Genomic DNA, 20,467 nt, shown 5'->3' with positions numbered 1-20,467 from the left:
GCGCCGCTTGGCTTCGACCAGGAATGCCGCGAGATCGTGGGGGATGGACCGCATGGCCTATTCCACCAATTCCGGCCACGGCACGATCGTCGACTTCACCGTCTTCATCGCCATCGCGTCCTTGACGGCTCGCGCGACGCCTTCTTCCGTGAACGGATAGATCGTCTGCATCTTCAGCCAGGGATACTTATCGCTGGTGCGGTAGAGCATGTCGACGCCGAGCGGCAGATCATTGCCGGTAAAGCCCCAGGAGCCCAGCACGTTGAGGTCCTTGGTGCAGATGCGGTGCCAGGAGGTCTCGATCGAGCCGGCATCGGTGAACTGGCCCATCTCGACATAGGTGCCGCCGTCACGCAGCATCTCGATGCCTTCGGGACCGGCGGTCGGATGGCCCGAGCAATCCATCACCAGATCGGCGCCGAAACCACCCACGATCTCGCGGACGCGCGCGATACGATCTTGCGGCGATTTGATCTCCTCTAAGTTCACGGTCGCTTCCGCGCCGAACTCGCGCGCGAGCTTGAGGCGCGGCTCTTCGGGCGCGCCGACGCAGATGACGCGCCCGGCCCCCATCTCCCTGGCGGCCGCGACCGCCAAAATGCCGATCGGGCCCGAGCCCTGGATCACCACCGTGTCGCCCCAGCTGAAGCCGCTGGCGCGGGTCGCACGATTGAACGCGCGGATGCAGGAGGTCAGCGGCTCGGACAATGCGCCCAGCCGCAGCGACATATCGTCGGGCAGCTTGTAGATCTTGGTGCCCGGCAGCATGTCGAGATCGACATAGACGTATTCGGCCCAGCCGCCCCACATGTGCGGCGCCTTGTCGAAGCCGAGATAGCGGCCGTAATAGACCGGCGTCAGGCATTTGTTGGCGATCTGCGGATAATGGACGCAATAATAGCAGCGGCCGCAGGGCATCAGCGGCGGGATCATCACCTTTGATCCGACCTTGAGCGGCTTGCTCATGAAATCCTCGGTGAATTCATCGCCGCATTCGACGATGACGCCGCCAATCTCATGGCCGAGCGTGAACGGCCAGGGCAGCGGCTTCGGCCAATGGCCTTTCAGGATATGCAAATCGGTGCCGCAGACGCCGCACGCGCCGATCTTGATCAGCGCACCCTTGCGGCCGACCTTCGGCCACGGCACGGTTTTGATCACGGGCTCTGAGCCCGGTCCGGCGTGGGTGCAGATGCGGATCTGGTCCATGCTGTCTCCTCGCCGCCCGTTCGTTGTGTTTGTTTGGTGCGGGCGTGAGGTGAAGCGTATGTGAGATGCGCGGTGGCGCCAAGGTGCGGGCTAGCAGCCCGTTGACTCTCGTCCCTCCCCACCGCACGCTCGAAAAGCAGGTTGGGGAGATCAGGCATTGCGCAATCGCTGGGGCATTCTTGCGATCCTGTTCGTCGTTCGCCTCACCATCGCGTTCCAGTTCCAGAGCGTGGCGGCAGTCGCACCGCTGCTGGAAAAGACGTTCGGCGTCGGGCTCGCCGATATCGGCCTCCTGATCGGGCTCTATTTCACCCCGGGCGTCGTGCTGGCGCTGCCGGGCGGGGCAATCGGCCGGGCACTCGGCGACAAGCCGACGACGATCGTGGCCCTGCTGCTGATGACGGCCGGTAGCCTCGTGATGGCAACCACCGACATCTGGGGCCTGCAGATGGCGGGCCGACTCGTCTCCGGCGCCGGCGGCGTGCTGCTGACGGTGCAGCTCACCAAGATGGGCACCGACTGGTTCGCGGGTAAGGAGATCGCGACCGCGATGGCGATCTTCGTCAACTCCTGGCCGGCAGGCGTTGCGATCTCGCTGCTGGTGCTGCCGGCGATCGGCACCGCCTATGGCGCGGGCGCCGTATTCGCAGCGACTGGTGCGCTGAGCGCGATCGGCATCGTGCTGATCACGCTCTACCAGCCGCCGCCGGGCGCAACAGTCACCGCGGCCGGCTCAGGCCGGCTCGATCTGCTCGCACTGCTGGCGGTGATCGTCGCGGGCATGATCTGGGGCCTCTATAATGTCGGCTTCGCCATGATCTTCTCGTTCGGCCCCTCCTTGCTCGCCGAGCGCGGCTGGAGCATCGCGGCGGCCGGCTCGGCGATCAGCGTCGTGATGTGGCTATCGGTGGTTTCGGTGCCGGCGGGCGGGTACCTCGCCGATCGCTTCAAGCGGCCCTTTATATTGGCGATTGCGGCAAGCCTCGTCGTGGCCGCCCTGCTGGCCTGGCTGAGCCGATCGGATGCCGTCATCACCATCCTCGTCCTGATCGGCCTGATCGGCGGCCATCCGGCCGGCCCGATCATGAGCCTCGCCGCCCGCGTGCTCGTCCCGGAGACCAGGGCGATCGGCATGGGCGTGTTTTACACCCTCTTCTACAGCGCGATGATGCTGGGGCCGGCGGTGGCGGGGTGGCTGGCCAAATCGGTGGGGACGGCGGCGGTCGCGCTCGACCTCGGCGCACTGGCGGTATTGGCCTGCCCGCCCTTGATGTGGGTTTTTGAACGCATTGTTTCGGTGCGTCATCGCCGCGCCAAATCATAACGCGGCATTAACCCTGTGCACCTTAGGGTCGTCCCGGACTCCGCCCGGGCGGGGGGTCGGGTAGTGAAAATGGCGTTGGCGAACAAAAAATTTCTTCCGGCCGCCGAGGAACGTCGGCGTTTCCAACGGGTGAAGGTTCACCTGCTCGGCCGTTACATGCTGCCGGATCGCCGTGAATTTCCCTGCCAGGTGATCAACATGTCGCCCGGCGGGCTTGCGCTGCTCGCGCCCGGCATCGGCAATGTCGGCGACCGCGTGGTCGCCTATCTCGACCATATCGGCCGGGTCGAGGGCAAGATCACCCGGATCATCGACAACGGCTTCGCAATGACGGTCGGCGCGACGCCGCGCAAGCGCGACAAGCTCGCGGCCCAGCTGACCTGGCTCGCCAACCGCGACATCCTCAACCTGCCGGAGGACCGCCGCCACGACCGTATCGTGCCGCGCAACCCGATCGCGGTGCTGACGCTCGAGGACGGCACCAAGATGACTTGCCGCATCATCGACCTGTCGCTGTCCGGCGCCGCCATCGCCGCGGAGAATCGCCCGCCGCTGAAATCGACGGTTCTGCTCGGCCGGGTCCAGGGCCGCGTGGTCCGAAACCTCGAAGATGGCTTCGCGCTGGAGTTCTTGCACTCGCAGCCGATCGAGACACTCGAAGAGAGCGTTACCGCGCGGTAAAGCGAAAGCGCGCCAAAACCCCTGATTTCTCGGCCTCAAAGGCGGCTTCCGCGATGCGGATGCCGCCTTTTTCGCGTCCGGTTGCGGCCTCACGCCGGTTAACGCGCAGCTTGTTCGCGCACTGAAACTGCAGTTCCGCCAGCGTTTCCGCGTTAATCCCTACAATTTGAATCAATTGCAGTATTCTCCAATTTTACTCGAATTATATTCAAGTATAGATCGAAATCTCCGCGCCTTTTACTTGTATTCGTCTCGACTTGACTTGGTTGACTTAGCGGCAACTCAAAAGCTCCATGCGAAATGTGGTCCCAACAAGAAACGGGGGCCGCAATGTTGGACTTCAGGGGACAGGGGAAGAGAGTGGCGATCGCCGCCATGCTCTTCGGGATCAGCGCTGCAGCGCAGGCCGGTGAAAGCCGTCTGCTCTACGCGAGTCTCGGCGACACCACGCGTGCGCCGATCGGCTGGGTCGAGTTTTGTGCAGAGAATACCGCTCAGTGTCAGGGCGGGCCGACGCAGCCGCGCGACATCGTGATGTCGCAGACCGCGTGGCGCGACCTGACCAAGGTCAATCGCTGGGTCAACGAGACCATCAAGCCTTTGACCGACCAGGACCACTGGGGCGTGATCGAGAAGTGGTCGCTGCCGACCGACGGTTACGGCGACTGTGAAGACTACGTGCTGTTGAAGCGCAAGATGCTGATCGATGCCGGATGGCCGCGCGAGGCCCTGCTCATCACCGTCGTGCGCGACAAGAAGGGCGAAGGACACGCGGTGCTGACGGTGAAGACCGACAAGGGCGAGTTCGTTCTCGACAATCAGAACGAGAGCGTCGTTGCCTGGACCGAGACCGGCTACCGCTTCGTCAAGCGCCAGTCGCAGGCCGATCCCAACGTCTGGGTGTCGCTCGGCGATACCAAGCCGGCGGTCTCCACCGCCAGCGCAAGAGATCAGTAGAGATAAGCGAAGGAGTTACGCGACCCGGTCACATCCCCACCCCTCCCCGTCCCAGACCGGTTCGCGCGCGGCCAGGCTTCCCCCAAAGCCTGGCCGCAACTTTTTTGGGGGCAAGAGCGCGTGGCCGCGGCGATGGGCTGTCAAGACGAGCTCGCGATGTCACTCCATCGTAACATCCGGGCCTTAGTCCGCCCAGGCGCCCTCGCGAAGGTCCCAGGTGCGATGTCTGTAGGGGCCCGACCAACTCGTCAAGAACGCGAAGCCATCACCTTGAAAATTAGCCTCGATCGCTCCGTCTCGAATACGGCGTCGATCGAACGGCACGACGCTGAGATCGAGTGAGGGTGGAAGTTCTCCCGGTTGTGCAATGATCTTGAGGATCTCCTCAGCTGATTTTGCCGAGATTCCAAAACTGTGATCCGGGTACCACCAAGCATAACGATAGGGTGCCCCGATCAGAATCGGTTCGTCATCCCCGATCTCGTAAAATTCCTGAAACCGGTCTGCAGTTTCGGCCACGCGCGTTCCCTCGTCCGACAGAATGTCGCGAATTGACCTGGCCGCGGCCAGCGCTCCGCATAGTTGAAACACCGTCTCATAATTTGCTAGTGCCACGCGACGCGCCGGAGTCGCACGCGGCCGTCCTCCGCCGCGCTCGCGGCCACCATCATCGCCGCCGTCGCCCAACCCACCTGTATCGTCCGCTTCGCGCTCGCTGCGCTGTTCGTCCTGCCGATATTCAATTTGAGGCGCCGTTCGCAAATCCATCTTTGACCGGTCCTCCTGTTGCTCCTCGTCGTGGTGCAGTTCGGCTTCCGCCTCGGCGGGCGCCGGCTGCCCTGTCGCCGCGGCCGATAGCGGGGCCGGCACCTTGTGCGGCTGCAGGGCAGTTTGAAATTTGTGCGAGCTGGCGATAGCGAGGGTCGACTCCCTGCTGCCTGGTACCGATCCATAGGCCACGCCGTAACCCGCAGCGATCAAGCATCCATCGGCCTTGGCGCCCAGATACTTCTTCACTTGTCCGCCGAAGGCCTTCTTGGCGAGCCGCTTGATCGCAGGGCGTGGGCCGCCGGTCTTGGAGAGACTCCCTTTCGCCTCGACGGCGATCAGTTGCCCTGGCTCGAAGCCGCCTTTGCCGCCCGGATCATAGACGAAATCCGGTATCCGCTCGTCGGTTACGTCAACGCCCTTTGCGATGACGAAACCAGCGTCGTTCCCGTTCGACCGCCAGTGGCAATTGAAATGCTCCATGACGAGATCTGCCACAGCCGCGCCAACCTCACCGGAGATCGCAGGCCTTATGTCGGCAAGAATTTCGAGCTTATCGCTGAAACTGAACTCTGCTTCCTCTTTCTCGAGAAAAACGTTGATACGCTCAGCAGTCGGCATCGCGACAGAGCGAGCAAGCTGCAACCGCTCTTCCTGAGTCAAACCTTTCTCTGGCAGCGCCATGGCCAATGTCCTCGCCAGGGACATCACCAGATCTTCCCATTCAAAGGCGATTTCATCTGGCCACTCAAAATGAGCAACTGCGTCGCCGGACTCATTCGGCACATGGATCGCGTTCAGATCGCTGATGGACTTCCGTGGTGGCTTCCAATTCATAGCTACCTCCAGTCCTACGTGATGAAATGACTTAAACTATCACAAGTTGTGATCTCGGTCGACAGCCGCAATCATCTGCAAGGTTCAGCGCAATGCGGAGCTGATCGGGCAGCCGCACTGACGGAACCTTCAACAACCAGGCTTCCCCCAAAGCCTGGCCGCAACTTTTTTGGGGGCAGCTGTCAGCGCGGCAGGATGTTCTTGTAGACCTTGCCGCCCTTCATGATCACCACAAAATTCTTCGCGGGATCCTCGACAAGGGCGATGTTGTCGAGCGGATTGCCGTCGACCAGGAGGAGATCGGCGAACGCGCCCTCCTCGACCACGCCGAGCTTGCCGGGATAGGGATTGCGCGGGCCCGACAGGCTCAACAGTTCGGCATTGGTCGAGGTCGCCATGGCCAGCGCTTCGGCCGGCGTGTACCAGCGCGTCAGCGCGGCGAGCATTGAGCCCTGCCTCTCCGCCATCGCCTGCGAGAACAGCACGTCGGTGCCGAAGGCGGTCTTGAGGTGATACTTCTTTGCCAGCGCATAGACGCGGTCGGTGCCGGCAACGACCTGCCGCATCTTGTCCTGTTCCGAAGGCCCGAGCGCGGCGGCCGCGGACATATCCAGGAACGGCTGCGTGCTGAGCCAGATCCCCTTCTCCGCCATCAGCTTCGCGCTCGCCTCGTCCATGAGGTGACCGTGCTCGATGCATCTCACGCCGGCGGCGATCGAGCGCTGGATCGCGACCGGCGTATAGGCGTGCGTGGCGACGTAGGTGCCCCAATTGTCGGCGGCCTCGACGGCGGCGCGCAGCTCGGGCTCGGTGAAGGTCGAGACATCCAACGGACTGAAGGGCGAAGCGACGCCGCCGCCCGCGGTGAGCTTCACCTGGGAAGCACCCTGCATCAGCTGCTCGCGCGCGCGCACGCGCACTTCGTCCGGGCTGTCGGCGACCAGGCTGCCGCCGATCAGCTCCATGCGGCTGAGCATGCCGCCGATCGTTCGCGGCAAATCGGTGAGCTGGCGGAAATCGCCATGACCGCCGGTGATGGTGATGATGGCGCCGGACGGATAGATGCGCGGGCCGGCGACGAGATCCTCGTCGATGGCCCGCTTGAGGCCGAAGCTCGGCCCGCCCATGTCGCGTATGGTGGTGAAGCCGCGCATCAGCGTGGCCGTCGCCTCACTGGCGGCGAGCAGATTGTTGTAGCCAACATCGCCGAGGGCCGCCATCGGCGTCGGCCTGACCAGCATCGCGTGCCAATGCGCATCGATCAGTCCCGGCATCAGCACCCGGCCGCCGCCGTCGATCATCTGGCCAGTGGCCGCGATGTCCGCGGTCGATATCTTCTCGATCTTGCCACCCCTGACGAGGACATTGGATGCGGCCGAGAGCGTCGCATTGTTGCCGTCGAAGATCTTGACGTTGCGGAACAGGACGGCAGAATCCTGCTGGGCCGGCGCGGGCGATGCGCTCCAGACAATCATTGCGAGCAGCACCGCGAGGCCGGCCCGCGCACTCAATCCCGACATGTTCAATCTCCGCGCTGGGGTGCCGCTATGTGGCCGCTGCGACGGGCCGCCAGGCAAAGGTCAGCCAGCCGATGCCGTGCGACAACAGATCGATGCCGAGCAGCATGCCCAGCACCCAGAGCCCGGTCATCGGAAAGCCGGTCAGGATGACAAGGCCGGCGAGCACGCCGAACAGGCCGGAGGCCAGCATGATGCCGCCGCCCTGCTGCCAGCGGCCGATGCCGATCAGCATGCGGACTATTCCGGAGACGAGGAGCGCGACGCCAAGCGCGTAGGTCAGCAGCAGCGCGCCGGTCAGCGGCTGGCTGATGAGAACGATGCCGAAGGCGACGTAGAGAACGCCAAGCACCACCTGCCAGACAAAGCCGCCCCAGCCCTTGGTCCAGAACGCGTGGAAGATCTCGAAGGCGCCGGTGGCGATCGCCATCCAGCCGATGAACAGCGCGCTGATCACGGTGAAGAAGGCAACGTCGCCCAGCACCATCAGCCCCGTGAACACCATGAAAAGACCCAGCAGCACGCAGACCCAGCGAGATGGCTGTGGCAGCCCGGTCGCGCCCATCGGCGCGCTGTGATCGTAAGTCGTCATGACATCCTCCCTCGGTTAATGCCAACGCCAGCCGCAATGACGGCGACCACGATGCCACCAGCATACCCAACGCCGGCGCCGCCGGTGCCATGACGGCGGTCGCGGCGGCGGCCGACGAGGTGGGCGGTGAGCCGGAGGCCGTGGCCGGGTCGATTGCGCATAAACCCGTCCCGCGGGTTCGCGTCTGGTCGAAGCTCGTTGATCGAGCGGCGACACGTCCACCAAGGCGGCGGCGTCCTGCGGCCACAGGCTCACGCCTGCACCTGCGACGATCACGCCTCCGAACATGAGGTGCAGCGCGTCGCGGCGATCCATCTCATTCATGGGGGTCTCCTTCGCGAAATCCCCTGCCCGGTTTCGAACTCACGTTTTCGCTGTGGTCTCATCGCTCGGAATCTCGCCCGGCAGATAGTTCGGCAGCCGTCCCGCCGGGATGATCGCGATCAGCGCGAGGCCCGCCATGATCAACAGTCCGATCTTCAGCGCCCGCAGCCGAGCCTCGGTGTTGACGCGGACGGCTTCCGCGACCTGCTCCGGCGTGCCGTTGGTGCGCTCGAGCACGCTACGCAGGCGATCGTTGCTGACGAAGGTGATGTTGCCGAGGTCGACCTGCGCCTGGAGCTCCGGCGTCAGCACCGGGCTCGCCGTGAGCTTGCCCAGCGCAATGGTGCTGAGCAGGCCGACCAGCAGCGCGCCGGCCACCGCCGTGCCGAGCGCCGCAGCAAGATTTTGCGTGGTGCCGCGCAGCGAGCCGACGTCGCCGGCGAGCGCCTTCGGCGACGCCGTCACCAGAACGTTGAACAGCAGCGTCACCAGCGAGCCCTGGCCGATGCCGAACAGCACCAGCCCGAACAGCACAGGGACCTCACTCCAGTCGTTGCGCACGACGAAAGCGAGCCAGACCAGCGCGATGGTGCACAGCGCAAAGCCGTAGCGGCCGATCTGCCGCGGCGTCAGCCGCTCATAGACATTCACGATCAGCATTGCCGAGAAGAAGACCGTGAGATTGAACGGCATCATCGCAATCGCGGTCGCGATCGGCGAACGTCCCTGCACGATCTGGATATAGAGCGGCACGGTGAAGTTCAGCGCGGCCTCCAGCGCCACCACCGCGAACAAGGCGAACACCGCACAGCGCTCTTCCGGCGAGTCGATCACCTCGAGGGCAAGGAGCGGCGTCTTACCAGCGGCCTGGCGCCGGTGCGTCCAGAGCAGAAACCCCTGTCCCAGCACGATTCCGAGCACGATCATGATTGGCGCGGGCGACAGGCCAAGCAGATCGAATGGCGCATTCGCCGTCGCAACCGCGAGGCCCCAGCCGTTCAGATTGTTGAAGCCGAAACTGATGAGGATGATTGCGCTGGCGGCAAGAGCGACGCCGATCAGGTCGATCTGCACGTCCGGCCGGCCACGATCGGGCTTCAGACGAAAGCTCATCAGGAAGACGATCGCCGAGGCGGCGATCAGGATGCCAAACGCCGGCCGCCAGCCGATATAGGTCCCGAGCACGCCGCCGATCACGAAAGCCAGCACACCGGCCGCCGCGCGCGCCGAGCCGAGCACGCCAAGTGCGGTGGCCTGCTGACGGCCGGCATAGTTCTCGGCAATCAGCGCGACGAGCGAGGGCACAATGACCGAACCGGACGCACCGCAGAGCGCCTGCGCCGAAATCATGACCGTGGCCGTCGGGCTGAACGTCATCATGAGCTGCGAGATGAAGAAGAGAACGACTGCGCCGCGGAACACCTGCAAGGCGCCAAAGCGCTGAGCGAGCTTGGCACCGAGCATCACGAAGCCCGCCACCAGCATTGAATACGCCACGATACCGGTCGCGACCGTGGTCGGCGCCACGCCGAAGCTCGTGACCATGCCGCCCATCGCCACCGGCAGCGAGGCCACGTTGAACGACATGATCATCTGGCCGAGCGCGATCGAAATCATGGGAATCCATGACACGCGCTCTTCCCCGTGAATGCCGCCGATCGAGATTGTCTGCGTGGCCATGACGTCCTCCCGCTTGATGGGGGTTACGATCGGTCAGGCCAGCGGCCCGCCGATCGTTTTTGCGCATTCATTGCTCCGGTTGCGATACGAACAGATCCATCCCCAGCCGCTGCGACAGAAATTTTGCCGCGAGTTGTCCCCGCACGCTGTTGCCGGCAGGATCGAGCGGCGGGGCGAAGGTGCCGAAACCTCCCTTGCCCGGCGACACCGCCACGATACCGCCGCCGATTCCACTCTTGCCGGGCAGGCCGATGTCGTAGAGCCAGTCGCCTGACGTCTCATACAGTCCAGCGGTGATCATGACAGCGAGCGCGTAATGGCAGACCGAGGCATCGACGACACGCTTCTTGGTGACTGGGTTGACGCCGCCATCGGCCAAGGTCGCACCCATCACGGCAAGATCGCGGGCGCTCACATTGAGCGAGCACTGCCGCGTATAGAGATCAGTCGCTTCCTTCGCGTCGCAATAGATGCGGTCGTAGCTCTCCAGCAGCCGCGCGATACTGCGGTTGCGGAAATTAGTCTGCGACGCTGACGCATAGACTTCCTCGTTGAGCGGCAGTTCGCGGCCAGCGAAGCGCGACAGCCCGTCATGGATGAATGTCCATCGCGCCGCAGCAGTGGCGCCCGGCGCAAGACTGGTGGCCGCAATCGCGCCGGCATTGACCATCGGATTGGTGCGGCCGCTACCCTGTTCGATCGCGGCGAGCGAATTGAATGGAAGCCCGGTCGCGTTGGCTCCGAGCTTGGCGCGCGCTTCCTCGGGCCCGATGGTCTCGCAGACCAACGCAAACAAGAACGGCTTTGACACGCTCATGATGGAGAATTCGTAGTCGAGGTCTCCGGCGCCATAGACATGGCCGCTGGTGCCGACGACGCAGACGCCGAACAGCTCGCTCGGCACCCGGGCAAGCGCCGGATAGACCTGCGAATTCTCGCCATCGCGATTTGATTTGAAGCGTCGCTGCGCCTCGTTCACCAGCGACTGCACAGTCTCCGGACTTGGAAGATGGCCGGTCGAAACGTATGCCGACTCCCGCTCATCGATGATTGAATGCGATGCCATCGCACCACTCCGCAGAACGGATCCAACTCGTGTCGGCTCGGTTCTAGAACTCGACGCGCATCAACCAATAGATGCCGATGATCCTGTCGAGTCAATTTACAACCACAGGGAGATTCTGCAAGTCAGCCATACGAGTCGATGAGAGATACATTGGTCGTGGCAGCAGAACATTTCTACTCCGCAAAATGCGTAAGCGCGGCTGCCTCACTTGCATCGAACTCTAGTCAAAAGGCGGACATCGGATTCGGCCCGCGATCAGCGCAAGATTGCAACCCTCATTAACAGGAGTACGATCCGGTGCGGCCTGCGCAACAAGAGATCATGGGGCGAGAGACAAACTTTGCAAGCAGGCCGCGACATCAAGTGGCGAGGCGTAATATGGTGGCACAAACAAGTGACGGACACGTCCTGCTCATCAAGAAACTCGGCGGGCTCTTCGCAATCATCATCGGATGCCTGCTGACCGCGGTCGGCGTAACCTTTGAATCCAGCGGCACGACTCTCGTCGGTGTCCTGCTGCTGGTCATCGGTGCTGTTTTGCTGGTGCTGAAGATCGTCAGGCGCAACCAAGGATCTTCGCTGCCCTAGCCGAGCGGTGCGATTCGCTTACGCGCCCAACACGTCGGCGAGCCGCAGCTCGTCAGCGGCGGGATCCTTCAGGAACAGCTCGGCCTCGATCTCGTTCAGATGCGACAGCATCTGCGCACGCGCAGTCTGGTTGTCGCGCTTGCGGATCGCGGTGACGATCCCGGCGTGATGATCGGTGCCGCAGGCGGGCGTGTCGTGACGGCGATAGAGTAGGATGATCAGCGAGGAGCGCGCGATCAGCTCCTTCAGGAAACCGAGATAGATGCTGTGGCCGCTCATCTCGGCGATGAGCCGGTGAAATTCGCCGGAGAGGCGGACTGAGGCGCGCGTGTCGCCACGCTGCTCGGCCTCGCGCTCTTCAGCCAGATGTTGCTGAAGGCGATTGATCCATGCTGGCGAGACGGCATCGACAGCATGATCGACGATGGTGGGCTCGATCAGCCGGCGCGCCTCGAACACCTCGCGGGCGTCCGCCGGCGTCGGGCGCGCGACGAAGGCACCGCGGTTCTTCTCGATGTTGACGATGCCCTCATGCGCGAGCTGCTGCAGCGCGGTGCGGACCAGCGTGCGGCTCGCGCCATAGATCTCGCCGATCTCGTCCTCGCCGAGCTTGGTGCCCGGCAGCAGCCGATGCTCGAGGATGGCCGCAGTCACGCCCTCCCTGATCCGGCTGACGCGATCGCTCGCGTCGGGCACATCGGATTTCGGGCGGGATTTGGCGGCCATCAGTTCGAAGGACTGGTTTGAGGGCTCGGTCTACGACATCAGGTCTCGAATGGTAGTCGACGAGCTGTATCCAATCACAGGCGAAACTTTATACAATCTTCGCCCATTTCGTGTGCACATCCCTGCCCGGCCCGTGCGCCGGACAACCGCGCCGGATTCGGTCTAACGACCTGACTCCGCTGCACAGTTTTAAAATTCGACCAAATTTGCACTGTTGGCACGGACCTTGCGGAGAGAGACGGAAGATCGCCCCTCTCGCGGACACGCCATGGCCACTCCCGCCGCTCTCGAACTGGTCGCCGTCACCAAGCGCTACGACACGACGCTGGCGGTCGACACCGTCAATCTGAAGATTCCCGCCGGCACCTATTGCTGCCTGCTCGGCCCCTCCGGCTGCGGCAAAACCTCGACCTTGCGCATGATCGCAGGCCACGAGGCGGTCAGCGAGGGCGACATCATCCTGGGCCCCCAGAACGTCACCGACCTCGAGCCTGCCAAGCGCGGCACGGCGATGATGTTCCAGTCCTACGCGCTGTTTCCGCACCTGAGCGTGCTCGACAATGTTGCGTTTGCCCTGAAAATGCGCGGCGTCGATCGTGCGACGCGGCATAAGCGGGCCGGCGAATTGCTGGAGCTGGTGGCGATGAGTCCCTATGCAGGCCGCCTGCCCGCCCAGCTCTCCGGCGGCCAGCAGCAGCGCGTTGCGCTCGCCCGCGCGCTGATTACCGAGCCGCAGATCCTCCTGCTCGACGAGCCGCTGTCGGCGCTCGATCCATTCCTGCGGGTGAGGATGCGCGGCGAGTTGAAGCGGCTGCAGCGCGAGCTCGGCATCAGCTTCATCCAGGTCACCCACGGCCAGGAAGAGGCGATGGCGCTCGCCGACCACATCGTGGTGATGAACCAGGGCAAGATCGAGCAGCAGGGCACGGCCCGCGACATCTTCCACCATCCCCGCACCGAATTCGTGGCCCGCTTCATCGGCGGTCACAACGTCCTCAGCGACGCCGGCAAACTCATCGCCGTGCGCGCCGATCAGCTTGGCATCAAGCCGGTCACTGACGGTGCGTTTGGCGCACCGGCGCTGCTGACCCAGACCGAGTATCAGGGCTCCTATGTCGCCGTCTCGCTCACGCTCGACGACGGCACCGCCCTGTTCTCCCACGTTCCCGAAGCCACCTTCGACGTCCATCCGTTTCGTCCAGGCGATCGCGTGCTGGTCACCTGGGATCCCGTCAAGGCGCAACGCCTGCAATAGCGCCGTCATCATAGAAAATGCGCAACACAGAGGAGTGACTGGAATGACCGAGACCACCAGAAAGACCGGCGTCAGCCGCCGCACGCTACTCAAGAGCACCGCAGGTCTCGCCGGCCTTGCCGCCGGCTCCGGCGCCATCACCGGCTTCCCCTACGTGATGTCGGCCGAGCCGAAGGTGCTGCGCTATCTCGGCACCGCCGTGAACGAGGGCGACGACATCTCAAAGCAGTGCCTGAAAGACACCGGCATCAAGATCGAATACATCACCGCGACCACCGACGACGTCACCAAGCGCGTGATGACCCAGCCGAACTCCTTCGACGTGCTGGACACCGAATATTTCTCGCTGAAGAAGCTGGTGCCGTCGGGCAACATCCTTGCCCTCGACTCCAAGAAGATCAAGGAATTCGACAACATCACGCCGGTCTTCACCAAGGGCGAGACGCCCGGCGGCAAGAAGATCGGCAGCCAGGGCACCGCGCCCTGGAAGGTGCTCTATCTCGAGGGCAAGGACTCCAAGACCTTCTCCAAGACGGCAACCGAATTCGTCACGCTGATCCCGACCGTGTACAACGCCGACACGCTCGGCATCCGTCCCGACATCATCAAGCGCCCGATCAGCTCCTGGGCTGAACTGCTCAACCCCGAGTTCAAGGGCAAGGCCTCGATCCTCAACATCCCCTCGATCGGCATCATGGATGCCGCGATGGTCGTGGAAGCCACCGGCAAGTACAAATATGCCGACAAGGGCAACATGACCAAGGAAGAGATCGATCTCACCATGAAGGTGATGACCGAGGCCAAGAAGGCCGGCCAGTTCCGCGCGTTCTGGAAGGACTTCAACGAGAGCGTCAACCTGATGGCGTCAGGTGAGACCGTCATCCAGTCGATGTGGTCGCCGGCGGTGACGAAGGTGCGCTCGATGGGCATCGCCTGCACCTTCCAGCCGCTCAAGGAAGGCTATCGCTCCTGGGCCTCGGGCTTCTGCGTCTCGAAGGGCGTCTCGGGTCCGAAGCTCGACTGGGCCTATGAGTTCGTCAACTGGTTCCTGTCCGGCTACGCCGGCGCATACCTCAACCGCCAGGGCTACTATTCGGCCGTGCTCTCGACCGCGAAGGCGAACATGGAGCCCTACGAGTGGGCTTACTGGATGGAAGGCAAGCCGGCCGAAAAGGACATCAAGGCGCCCGACGGCTCGCTGCTGGAGAAGGCAGGCGCGGTGCGTGACGGCGGCTCCTACGAGGACCGTATGGGCGGCGTCGCGTGCTGGAATGCCGTGATGGACGAGAACGACTACATGGTCCGCAAGTGGAACGAGTTCATCGCCGCGTGATGGATACGTCGGAAGACATCCTGCAACAGCCATCCCCGGACCTCGTCCGGGGATCGGAGACGGCGCGCCCTGCGAAAGCGGCGCGCCTGTCGCCCTCCTTCATCTCCTGGCTTCAGGCCGGGCCGATGATGCTGGTATTTCTCGCCTTCTTCCTGATCCCGCTCGTCTTCGTCGTCATCGTCTCGTTCTGGGATTACAACGAATATCAATTGCTGCCGACTTTTTCGGGCCGCGGCTACACCGACACGTTCGAAGGCTGCATCGCGCAGATCCCCGATCTCTGCACGATCGGGCGAACTTATGTGAAGACCCTGAAGCTCTGCGTCATGGTCTGGGCGATCACGCTCTTCATCGGCTTCTGGGTCGCTTACTTCCTCGCCTTCCATGTCAAGTCAAAGACCTGGCAGATGGGCTTGTCGCTGCTTTGCACGATCCCGTTCTGGACCTCCAACGTGATCCGCATGATCGCCTGGATCCCGCTGCTCGGTCGCAACGGCCTGGTGAACTCGGGCCTGGTCAAGAGCGGGCTGATCAACCAGCCGCTCGAATGGCTGCTGTTCTCCGAATTCTCCGTGGTGCTGGCGCTGGTGCACCTTTTCACCTTCTTTATGGTGGTGCCGATCTTCAATTCGATGGTGCGCATCGACAAGTCGCTGATCGAGGCGGCCTATGACGCCGGCGCCACCGGCTTCCAGACGCTGGTCAACGTCATCATTCCCCTGGCCAAGCCCGGCATCGTGATCGGCTCGATCTTCGTGATCACCATCGTGATGGGCGACTTCATCACCATCGGCGTGATGGGCGGCCAGCAGATTGCCTCTGCCGGCAAGATCATCGAGACGCGGGTGAACGCGCTGCAATTCCCGGCCGCGGCCGCCAATGCCGTCATCCTGCTCGTCATCACCTTCCTGATCATCACCATGATGTCGCGCATCGTCGACATCAAGAAGGAGCTGTAGGCGATGAAGGAAGGACGCCCGCGCTCTTTCTACGTGCTCGCGATCTTCTTCGCGGCCTATGTGCTGTTTCTCTATGGCCCGATGATCGCGATCTACGTGCTGTCGTTCCAGGGACCGCAAGGCGGCCTCACCTTCCCGATGAACGGCGTATCGACCTTCTGGTTGGCAAAGCTGTTCCAGGGCACCGGCATCGTCGATCTCGGCGCAGCCTTCCGCCGCTCGCTGCTGCTTGGCGTCATCGTGATGGCAGTCACCGTCGTGCTGTCGGTCGCCGCCGGCATGGCCTTCCGCCGGAAGTTCAAAGCGCAAAGCATCCTGTTCTACTCGGCAATCGCGAGCCTCATCGTTCCTTCGATCATCACCTCGCTCGGGATCTCGCTCGAATTCCGCATCATCGACGATTTGATCAAGGCACACTGGAACGAGAATTTCGAGACCTCGATGGGCCTGCTCACCTCCGGACTCGGCGCGCATCTGACCTGGACGCTGCCGTTCGGCCTCCTGATCATGTTTGCGATCTTCAACCGCTTTGATCCCCGGCTCGAGGAAGCCGCGCGCGATCTCGGTGCGACGCCGTGGCAGGCCTTCCGCCATGTCGTGCTGCCGATCATCCTGCCTTCGGTGATCGGCATCGGCCTGTTCGGCTTCACTCTGTCCTGGGACGAGCTCGCGCGCTCCAGCCAGGCGATCGGCGCGGTGAATACATTGCCGCTTGATCTCCAGGGCCTCACCACGACCGTGACGAACCCGGACATCTATGCGCTCGGCACCATCATCTCCGCGGTGTCCTTCGCGGTGATCACGCTTGCGCTCGGCACCATCCACATGCTCAACAAGCGGCAGGCGGCCAAGGGCTCGGACGCCGGCAAAGGGCTTGTCTAACTGCGATGCGACTGCACGTCGTCAATCCCAACACCACCGCGTCGATGACGGCGAAGATCGCCGCGGCGGCGCGCGCGATCGCGCGGCCCGGCACTGTGATTGACGCACGCCAGCCCGCGATGGGGCCGGTCTCGATCGAAGGATTTTACGACGAGGCCTTCGCCGTCCCCGGCATGCTCGGCTGCATCCGTGACGCAGACCGCGACGGCGCGAACGCCCACATCATTGCGTGCTTCGACGACACCGGCCTCGACGCCGCTCGCGCTGTGGCGAAGGCGCCGGTGATCGGTATCGGCGAAGCCGGCTTTCACGTCGCGAGCCTGATCGCGGCGCGCTTTGCGGTGGTGACGACGCTCGGTGTCTCCATCGTGCCGATCGAGCATAATTTGCGGAGGTACGGCCTCGCCGAGCGCTGCGTCCGCGTGCGCGCCGCCGAAGTCCCTGTGCTCGCGCTCGAGGAGCGCAACGCAGACGCCCTTGGCAAAATCTCCGCGGAAATCGCGGCCGCGATTCGCGACGACCGCGCCGAGGCCATCGTGTTGGGGTGCGCCGGCATGGCCGATCTTGCCGCCGAGCTCTCCGCCACCCACGGCCTGCCGGTGGTCGACGGCGTTGCGGCGGCGGTGACGCTGGCCGAGGGACTGGTGCGGCTTGGGCTGACGACGTCCCGACTCGGCCCCTACGCGGCGCCGCGTTCGAAGACCTATTCAGGCCAGTTTGCGACGTTTCAGCCGTAAGCCCTCCGGTCGACGATGAGTCCGCCCGCCTCCGCGGCACCTTCGCATCACGATAGGCTGTACCGTGATACTCTCCGCTCAACCCGAATTCGGCCTGACAGGGACTTCTTTTGGGCGTGCCGCCCTCGCCCGCCAGAGCCGTCGCCTTGGGTCAATTGCGCTTTTTCCACCGGCGGCCACCTTTTCGTCCCATTTGTTGCTGAACTGTAACGCTTTCGGGACGTCCCGGCCGCCTCGTTCTGCGTTCGCGTGCTGCCGCTCTTCGCCACTCACCAAGTTTCAATTTGGGTTTTGTCAGCGATGATCGATCTCGCAGAGGACGCACGGTCCAATCCCCTCCTCCGTCTCGGTGCCCAGCCGATCGCCCTGACGGCTGCAGCGCTGCTGCTGCTGATCGCCGGCGTCACCTCGATCGCGATCTGGCGCGCCTATACCGGAGCAGCGCCCGAGACCGACCGGGTGGTCGCATCGCGGCAGCTTCAGGCGCGCACGGCGCAGGCCTCCGAGCAGCTCGTCGAGAAGACCAAGGGGCTGGAGGCGACCCAGCAGGAATCGATCGACCAGCTCCAGGTCGTGCAAGACCAGCTTTTGACCATGAGGCGGCTGCTCGCCTCGCAGCAGGCCGACACCAAGCGTCTGTCCGAGCAGGTCGCCAATTTGAACGAATCCATCGACGGTCTGCGACAATCCTTTGCCAGCGTCCGCTCCACCGAGGCCGACACGCCCTCGGTTACCCCGAGGAAACCCGCGCGCCACCGCCATGCCAGCGCCCCCAAACGCTCACGCGGCTGATTGGATCCCGCGCCACCGCCTTTTATTTTTGCCACTTGTGAAATGGATCACACTCGTCCGTATGATTCCGCGCGATGCTTGCCCATACCGGATGGCGTGAGCCGATTTTAATATCCGGGGCTGGCAAGGTCGTTGACGGTATATTGCGTCAACGGCCTTGTTTTTTACTGCTGCTTTTTTACTGCTGCGGTATTTGGGTGCCTCGGCCGAGCACCCGCGCCAGTCGTAGCCCCTATTCACAGACCTGAACGCGGCGGACGCGCCAGCCCGATTGCGTCATCACGCGCTGCCGCGCGAGGTAGCACTGCGCGCCATAACCGCCATCGTCATAGCCGGCGCCGGAATCGTAATAATAGGGGCCGCCATAGCCGTAGCCATAGGCGCCATAATAGCCGGCGCCCGCGATGCCGGCGCCGATCGCGACACCGGGCCAGAAGCCGCCGCCGTGCCAGCCGTGGCCCCAGCCGCCACCGCCGCCCCAATGGCCGCCGCCACCTCCTCGCGCCTGCGCCTGGGGCGTTGCGAGACCGACTGCCGCGATGGCCAGTGCGACCACGATCATCTTGCGTAGCATGAACCCAACCTCCGCGTGGAAACGCTCCACATTCCAAAGAGAGGCCAAGCTAATGTCACTCGATCATCGATGATAGGCGCGGCGGCTCACTTCCGCGCGAGCGTCAGCAGCCGCGGCAGATGCTCTTCATCTTCTTGTCGAGCTGCCGGTTCTCGGCGTTCACCGTAGCATCTGCGCTGGCGTTCGCACCCGAGGCTAAGCCGGTGGTCACGCCAGGCGCCCTGTTCGCGCCGGAGGATTGCGCCGTGCCCAGGCTGTTGGTGCCAGGCGGCGGCGCCGGCGCATTGGCGACGCCGGACGTTGATCCGGTCGAGCCGCCCGTGGTTTGCGCGAACGAAATCGCCGGCGTCGCGGCGAGAGCGAAGATCACGATCATCGTCTTGATGGAAGCGCTTGCGGACGATCTGCCCATCCGAAATTCTCCTTGCCCTATTTGCCCTATCAACCGTTGCGGCAAAGACAGGTTCCGGAGCAAATCCCGTCACATCCGCTTGAAACAGGGAGGCAGCCACGATCATGCGGCAAACTGATCGCGTTCGACGAGGACACGTTCGACAAGCTGAAACAATTGGGGCGCGACAGGATGGCGACGTTTTATGCGGCGGCAACCATCTTCTCGGTGCGGTCCTCGACCATCGTCACGAACATGTGGGATTCCTCGCCGGCGCCTCCGATCTGGACCCGGCGGGCCGAGATCACGCGGCGTCCGCGCGTGGGATTGTCGATGGTGTCGATGATCGGTTCGAGCTGCTGCTTCTGCGCGAGAAGCTGCTGGTCGCGCCGCTCGATCAGCTCGGCCGCCTCGGCGGAGAACAATTCCCGCGCGGTCTTGCCGATGATTTCGCCGCGCGACATGCCGATCATCTTCTCGGCCGCCTTGTTGACGAAGACGTAGCGCTGGTTGCGTGCATCCTTGGCGATGATGCCCTCGGTCACGTTCTCGATGATGGTGGCGAGAAAGCGCTCCATGCGTTCGAGAATGCGCTCACGCTGGCGCTGTTCGGTGACATCCTCCTGCACCGACACCCAGCCGCCGCCATCCATCGGGCGCTCGTAGATCTTGATGGTGCGGCCGTCGTTCAGGCTGATCTCATTGGCCGCATGGCGATGCGCTCGAGAACGGCCGCGACGTATTTTGCGACGTCGCCGCTGAACAACCCGCTCTTGACCCGGTGCTGGAGGATTTCCTCCAGCGTCGATCCAGCCTGGATGGTCTCGGGCAGGTCATAGATCCGCCGGTAATTGGCGTTCATGGCGACCACGGCCGCCTTGCTGTCGAGCATGATCAGGCCCTGCGGCATGCTGTTGATCGCTGCCGAGAGCTGCCACTTTTTGGCCTGGTACTTGTCGTTGAACCGGTCGCGCTCGGTCATCGCGGCATCGCGGGCCTGCGCGGTGCCGAGCTCCTCGAGCTCGAAGACACGCGCCACCGTGTCGCGGAAGTGCTGCACGGCGCGCGCAAGATGTCCGATCTCGTCATGACGGCGCAGATGCGGCACCTCGCTCTTGACGTCTCCGTCCGCAATCCGGTCGGTCGCCTGCGTGATCTCGGCCAGCGCGCCGACCGCCGAGCTCCGCATCACGACGACATTGAGGCCGGCGAGAATGAGCGCGACGAGACCGAGCATGAAACAGATAGGCACTGCAGCGCTAGCGGGGGCTTAAA

General features: G+C 63.5%; 20 protein-coding genes and 1 pseudogene. 10 read left to right on the top strand and 11 right to left on the bottom strand.

Annotated elements, in window-relative coordinates; all coding sequences use genetic code 11:
• Window positions 1-57: 57 nt before the first annotated feature.
• A complete protein-coding gene (locus ABIC09_RS09330; RefSeq protein WP_354109074.1) occupies window positions 58-1,209 on the bottom strand; it encodes a zinc-binding dehydrogenase in 1,152 nt (383 codons plus the stop codon).
• 157 nt (window positions 1,210-1,366) lie between these two features.
• On the opposite strand from ABIC09_RS09330, the gene ABIC09_RS09325 reads away from it, so the two are divergent.
• Both ABIC09_RS09325 and ABIC09_RS09320 read left to right on the top strand, forming a co-directional pair.
• A complete protein-coding gene (locus tag ABIC09_RS09325) occupies window positions 1,367-2,533 on the top strand; it encodes an MFS transporter (protein ID WP_354109073.1) in 1,167 nt (388 codons plus the stop codon).
• Between the two features lie 69 nt (window positions 2,534-2,602).
• Complete coding sequence (locus ABIC09_RS09320) at window positions 2,603-3,214, top strand: PilZ domain-containing protein (protein WP_027536189.1); 612 nt, start codon at window positions 2,603-2,605, stop codon at window positions 3,212-3,214.
• On the opposite strand, the gene ABIC09_RS09315 is transcribed toward ABIC09_RS09320, so the two are convergent.
• Window positions 3,201-3,389 carry a hypothetical protein gene (locus tag ABIC09_RS09315; protein ID WP_354083808.1) on the bottom strand — a complete coding sequence of 63 codons (189 nt, stop codon included), beginning with the start codon at window positions 3,387-3,389 and terminating at the stop codon, window positions 3,201-3,203. The genes ABIC09_RS09320 and ABIC09_RS09315 overlap by 14 nt on opposite strands.
• 155 nt (window positions 3,390-3,544) lie before the next feature.
• Between ABIC09_RS09315 and ABIC09_RS09310 the strand changes: the two genes are divergently transcribed.
• Window positions 3,545-4,171, top strand: a complete 627-nt coding sequence (locus ABIC09_RS09310; protein ID WP_187435028.1) for a transglutaminase-like cysteine peptidase — start codon at window positions 3,545-3,547, stop codon at window positions 4,169-4,171.
• Between the two features lie 183 nt (window positions 4,172-4,354).
• Here the strand turns inward: ABIC09_RS09310 and ABIC09_RS09305 are convergent, their stop codons facing one another.
• The 5 genes from ABIC09_RS09305 to glsA form a co-directional block, all read right to left on the bottom strand.
• Window positions 4,355-5,776, bottom strand: a complete 1,422-nt coding sequence (locus ABIC09_RS09305) for a hypothetical protein (protein ID WP_354109072.1) — start codon at window positions 5,774-5,776, stop codon at window positions 4,355-4,357.
• Between the two features lie 182 nt (window positions 5,777-5,958).
• Window positions 5,959-7,296, bottom strand: a complete 1,338-nt coding sequence (locus tag ABIC09_RS09300) for a metal-dependent hydrolase family protein (RefSeq protein ID WP_354109071.1) — start codon at window positions 7,294-7,296, stop codon at window positions 5,959-5,961.
• A gap of 25 nt (window positions 7,297-7,321) precedes the next feature.
• Window positions 7,322-7,885, bottom strand: coding sequence for an HdeD family acid-resistance protein (locus tag ABIC09_RS09295; RefSeq protein WP_354109070.1), 564 nt, complete (start codon window positions 7,883-7,885; stop codon window positions 7,322-7,324).
• Between the two features lie 363 nt (window positions 7,886-8,248).
• Window positions 8,249-9,889, bottom strand: coding sequence for an MFS transporter (locus tag ABIC09_RS09290; protein ID WP_354109069.1), 1,641 nt, complete (start codon window positions 9,887-9,889; stop codon window positions 8,249-8,251).
• A gap of 67 nt (window positions 9,890-9,956) precedes the next feature.
• Window positions 9,957-10,955, bottom strand: coding sequence for a glutaminase A (gene glsA / locus ABIC09_RS09285; RefSeq protein WP_354109068.1), 999 nt, complete (start codon window positions 10,953-10,955; stop codon window positions 9,957-9,959).
• A gap of 378 nt (window positions 10,956-11,333) precedes the next feature.
• Between glsA and ABIC09_RS09280 the strand changes: the two genes are divergently transcribed.
• A complete protein-coding gene (locus ABIC09_RS09280; protein ID WP_187435026.1) occupies window positions 11,334-11,543 on the top strand; it encodes a hypothetical protein in 210 nt (69 codons plus the stop codon).
• 18 nt (window positions 11,544-11,561) lie between these two features.
• Here the strand turns inward: ABIC09_RS09280 and ABIC09_RS09275 are convergent, their stop codons facing one another.
• On the bottom strand, window positions 11,562-12,269 hold the full coding sequence (locus ABIC09_RS09275; RefSeq protein ID WP_354083814.1) for a GntR family transcriptional regulator: 708 nt from the start codon (window positions 12,267-12,269) through the stop codon (window positions 11,562-11,564).
• Window positions 12,270-12,537: 268 nt separating this feature from the next.
• On the opposite strand from ABIC09_RS09275, the gene ABIC09_RS09270 reads away from it, so the two are divergent.
• The 6 genes from ABIC09_RS09270 to ABIC09_RS09245 all read left to right on the top strand — a co-directional run bounded on the left by ABIC09_RS09270 (window position 12,538) and on the right by ABIC09_RS09245 (window position 18,227).
• The gene (locus ABIC09_RS09270; protein ID WP_354033369.1) at window positions 12,538-13,524 is read left to right on the top strand and encodes an ABC transporter ATP-binding protein; all 987 of its coding nucleotides are present in this window, start codon (window positions 12,538-12,540) and stop codon (window positions 13,522-13,524) included.
• Between the two features lie 43 nt (window positions 13,525-13,567).
• Entirely contained in the window at window positions 13,568-14,857 is a 1,290-nt protein-coding gene (locus ABIC09_RS09265) for an ABC transporter substrate-binding protein (protein ID WP_354033368.1), read from the top strand.
• Window positions 14,857-15,816: an ABC transporter permease gene (locus ABIC09_RS09260; RefSeq protein WP_354109132.1), complete on the top strand. Its 960-nt coding sequence runs from the start codon at window positions 14,857-14,859 to the stop codon at window positions 15,814-15,816. Before ABIC09_RS09265 ends, ABIC09_RS09260 begins: the two co-directional genes overlap by 1 nt.
• A gap of 3 nt (window positions 15,817-15,819) precedes the next feature.
• The gene (locus ABIC09_RS09255; protein WP_234679077.1) at window positions 15,820-16,698 is read left to right on the top strand and encodes an ABC transporter permease; all 879 of its coding nucleotides are present in this window, start codon (window positions 15,820-15,822) and stop codon (window positions 16,696-16,698) included.
• Window positions 16,699-16,703: 5 nt separating this feature from the next.
• Complete coding sequence (locus tag ABIC09_RS09250; protein WP_354109067.1) at window positions 16,704-17,435, top strand: aspartate/glutamate racemase family protein; 732 nt, start codon at window positions 16,704-16,706, stop codon at window positions 17,433-17,435.
• Between the two features lie 300 nt (window positions 17,436-17,735).
• On the top strand, window positions 17,736-18,227 hold the full coding sequence (locus tag ABIC09_RS09245) for a hypothetical protein (protein WP_354109066.1): 492 nt from the start codon (window positions 17,736-17,738) through the stop codon (window positions 18,225-18,227).
• A gap of 232 nt (window positions 18,228-18,459) precedes the next feature.
• Here the strand turns inward: ABIC09_RS09245 and ABIC09_RS09240 are convergent, their stop codons facing one another.
• From ABIC09_RS09240 to ABIC09_RS37420, 3 genes and pseudogenes are all read right to left on the bottom strand, one after another.
• On the bottom strand, window positions 18,460-18,801 hold the full coding sequence (locus ABIC09_RS09240) for a hypothetical protein (RefSeq protein WP_354033364.1): 342 nt from the start codon (window positions 18,799-18,801) through the stop codon (window positions 18,460-18,462).
• A gap of 103 nt (window positions 18,802-18,904) precedes the next feature.
• Window positions 18,905-19,213 (bottom strand): hypothetical protein, encoded by a 309-nt coding sequence (locus ABIC09_RS09235; RefSeq protein ID WP_354109065.1) that lies wholly within the window; start codon window positions 19,211-19,213, stop codon window positions 18,905-18,907.
• A 185-nt stretch (window positions 19,214-19,398) separates the two neighbouring features.
• Window positions 19,399-20,436 (bottom strand): annotated as a pseudogene (locus ABIC09_RS37420) (PAS-domain containing protein); the annotation flags it as partial.
• Between the last annotated feature and the right edge of the window lie 31 nt (window positions 20,437-20,467).

Source organism: Bradyrhizobium sp. S3.12.5 (genome assembly GCF_040548225.1).
GTDB lineage: Bacteria > Pseudomonadota > Alphaproteobacteria > Rhizobiales > Xanthobacteraceae > Bradyrhizobium > Bradyrhizobium cytisi.
This window is presented reverse-complemented; position numbering and strand designations above follow the sequence as displayed.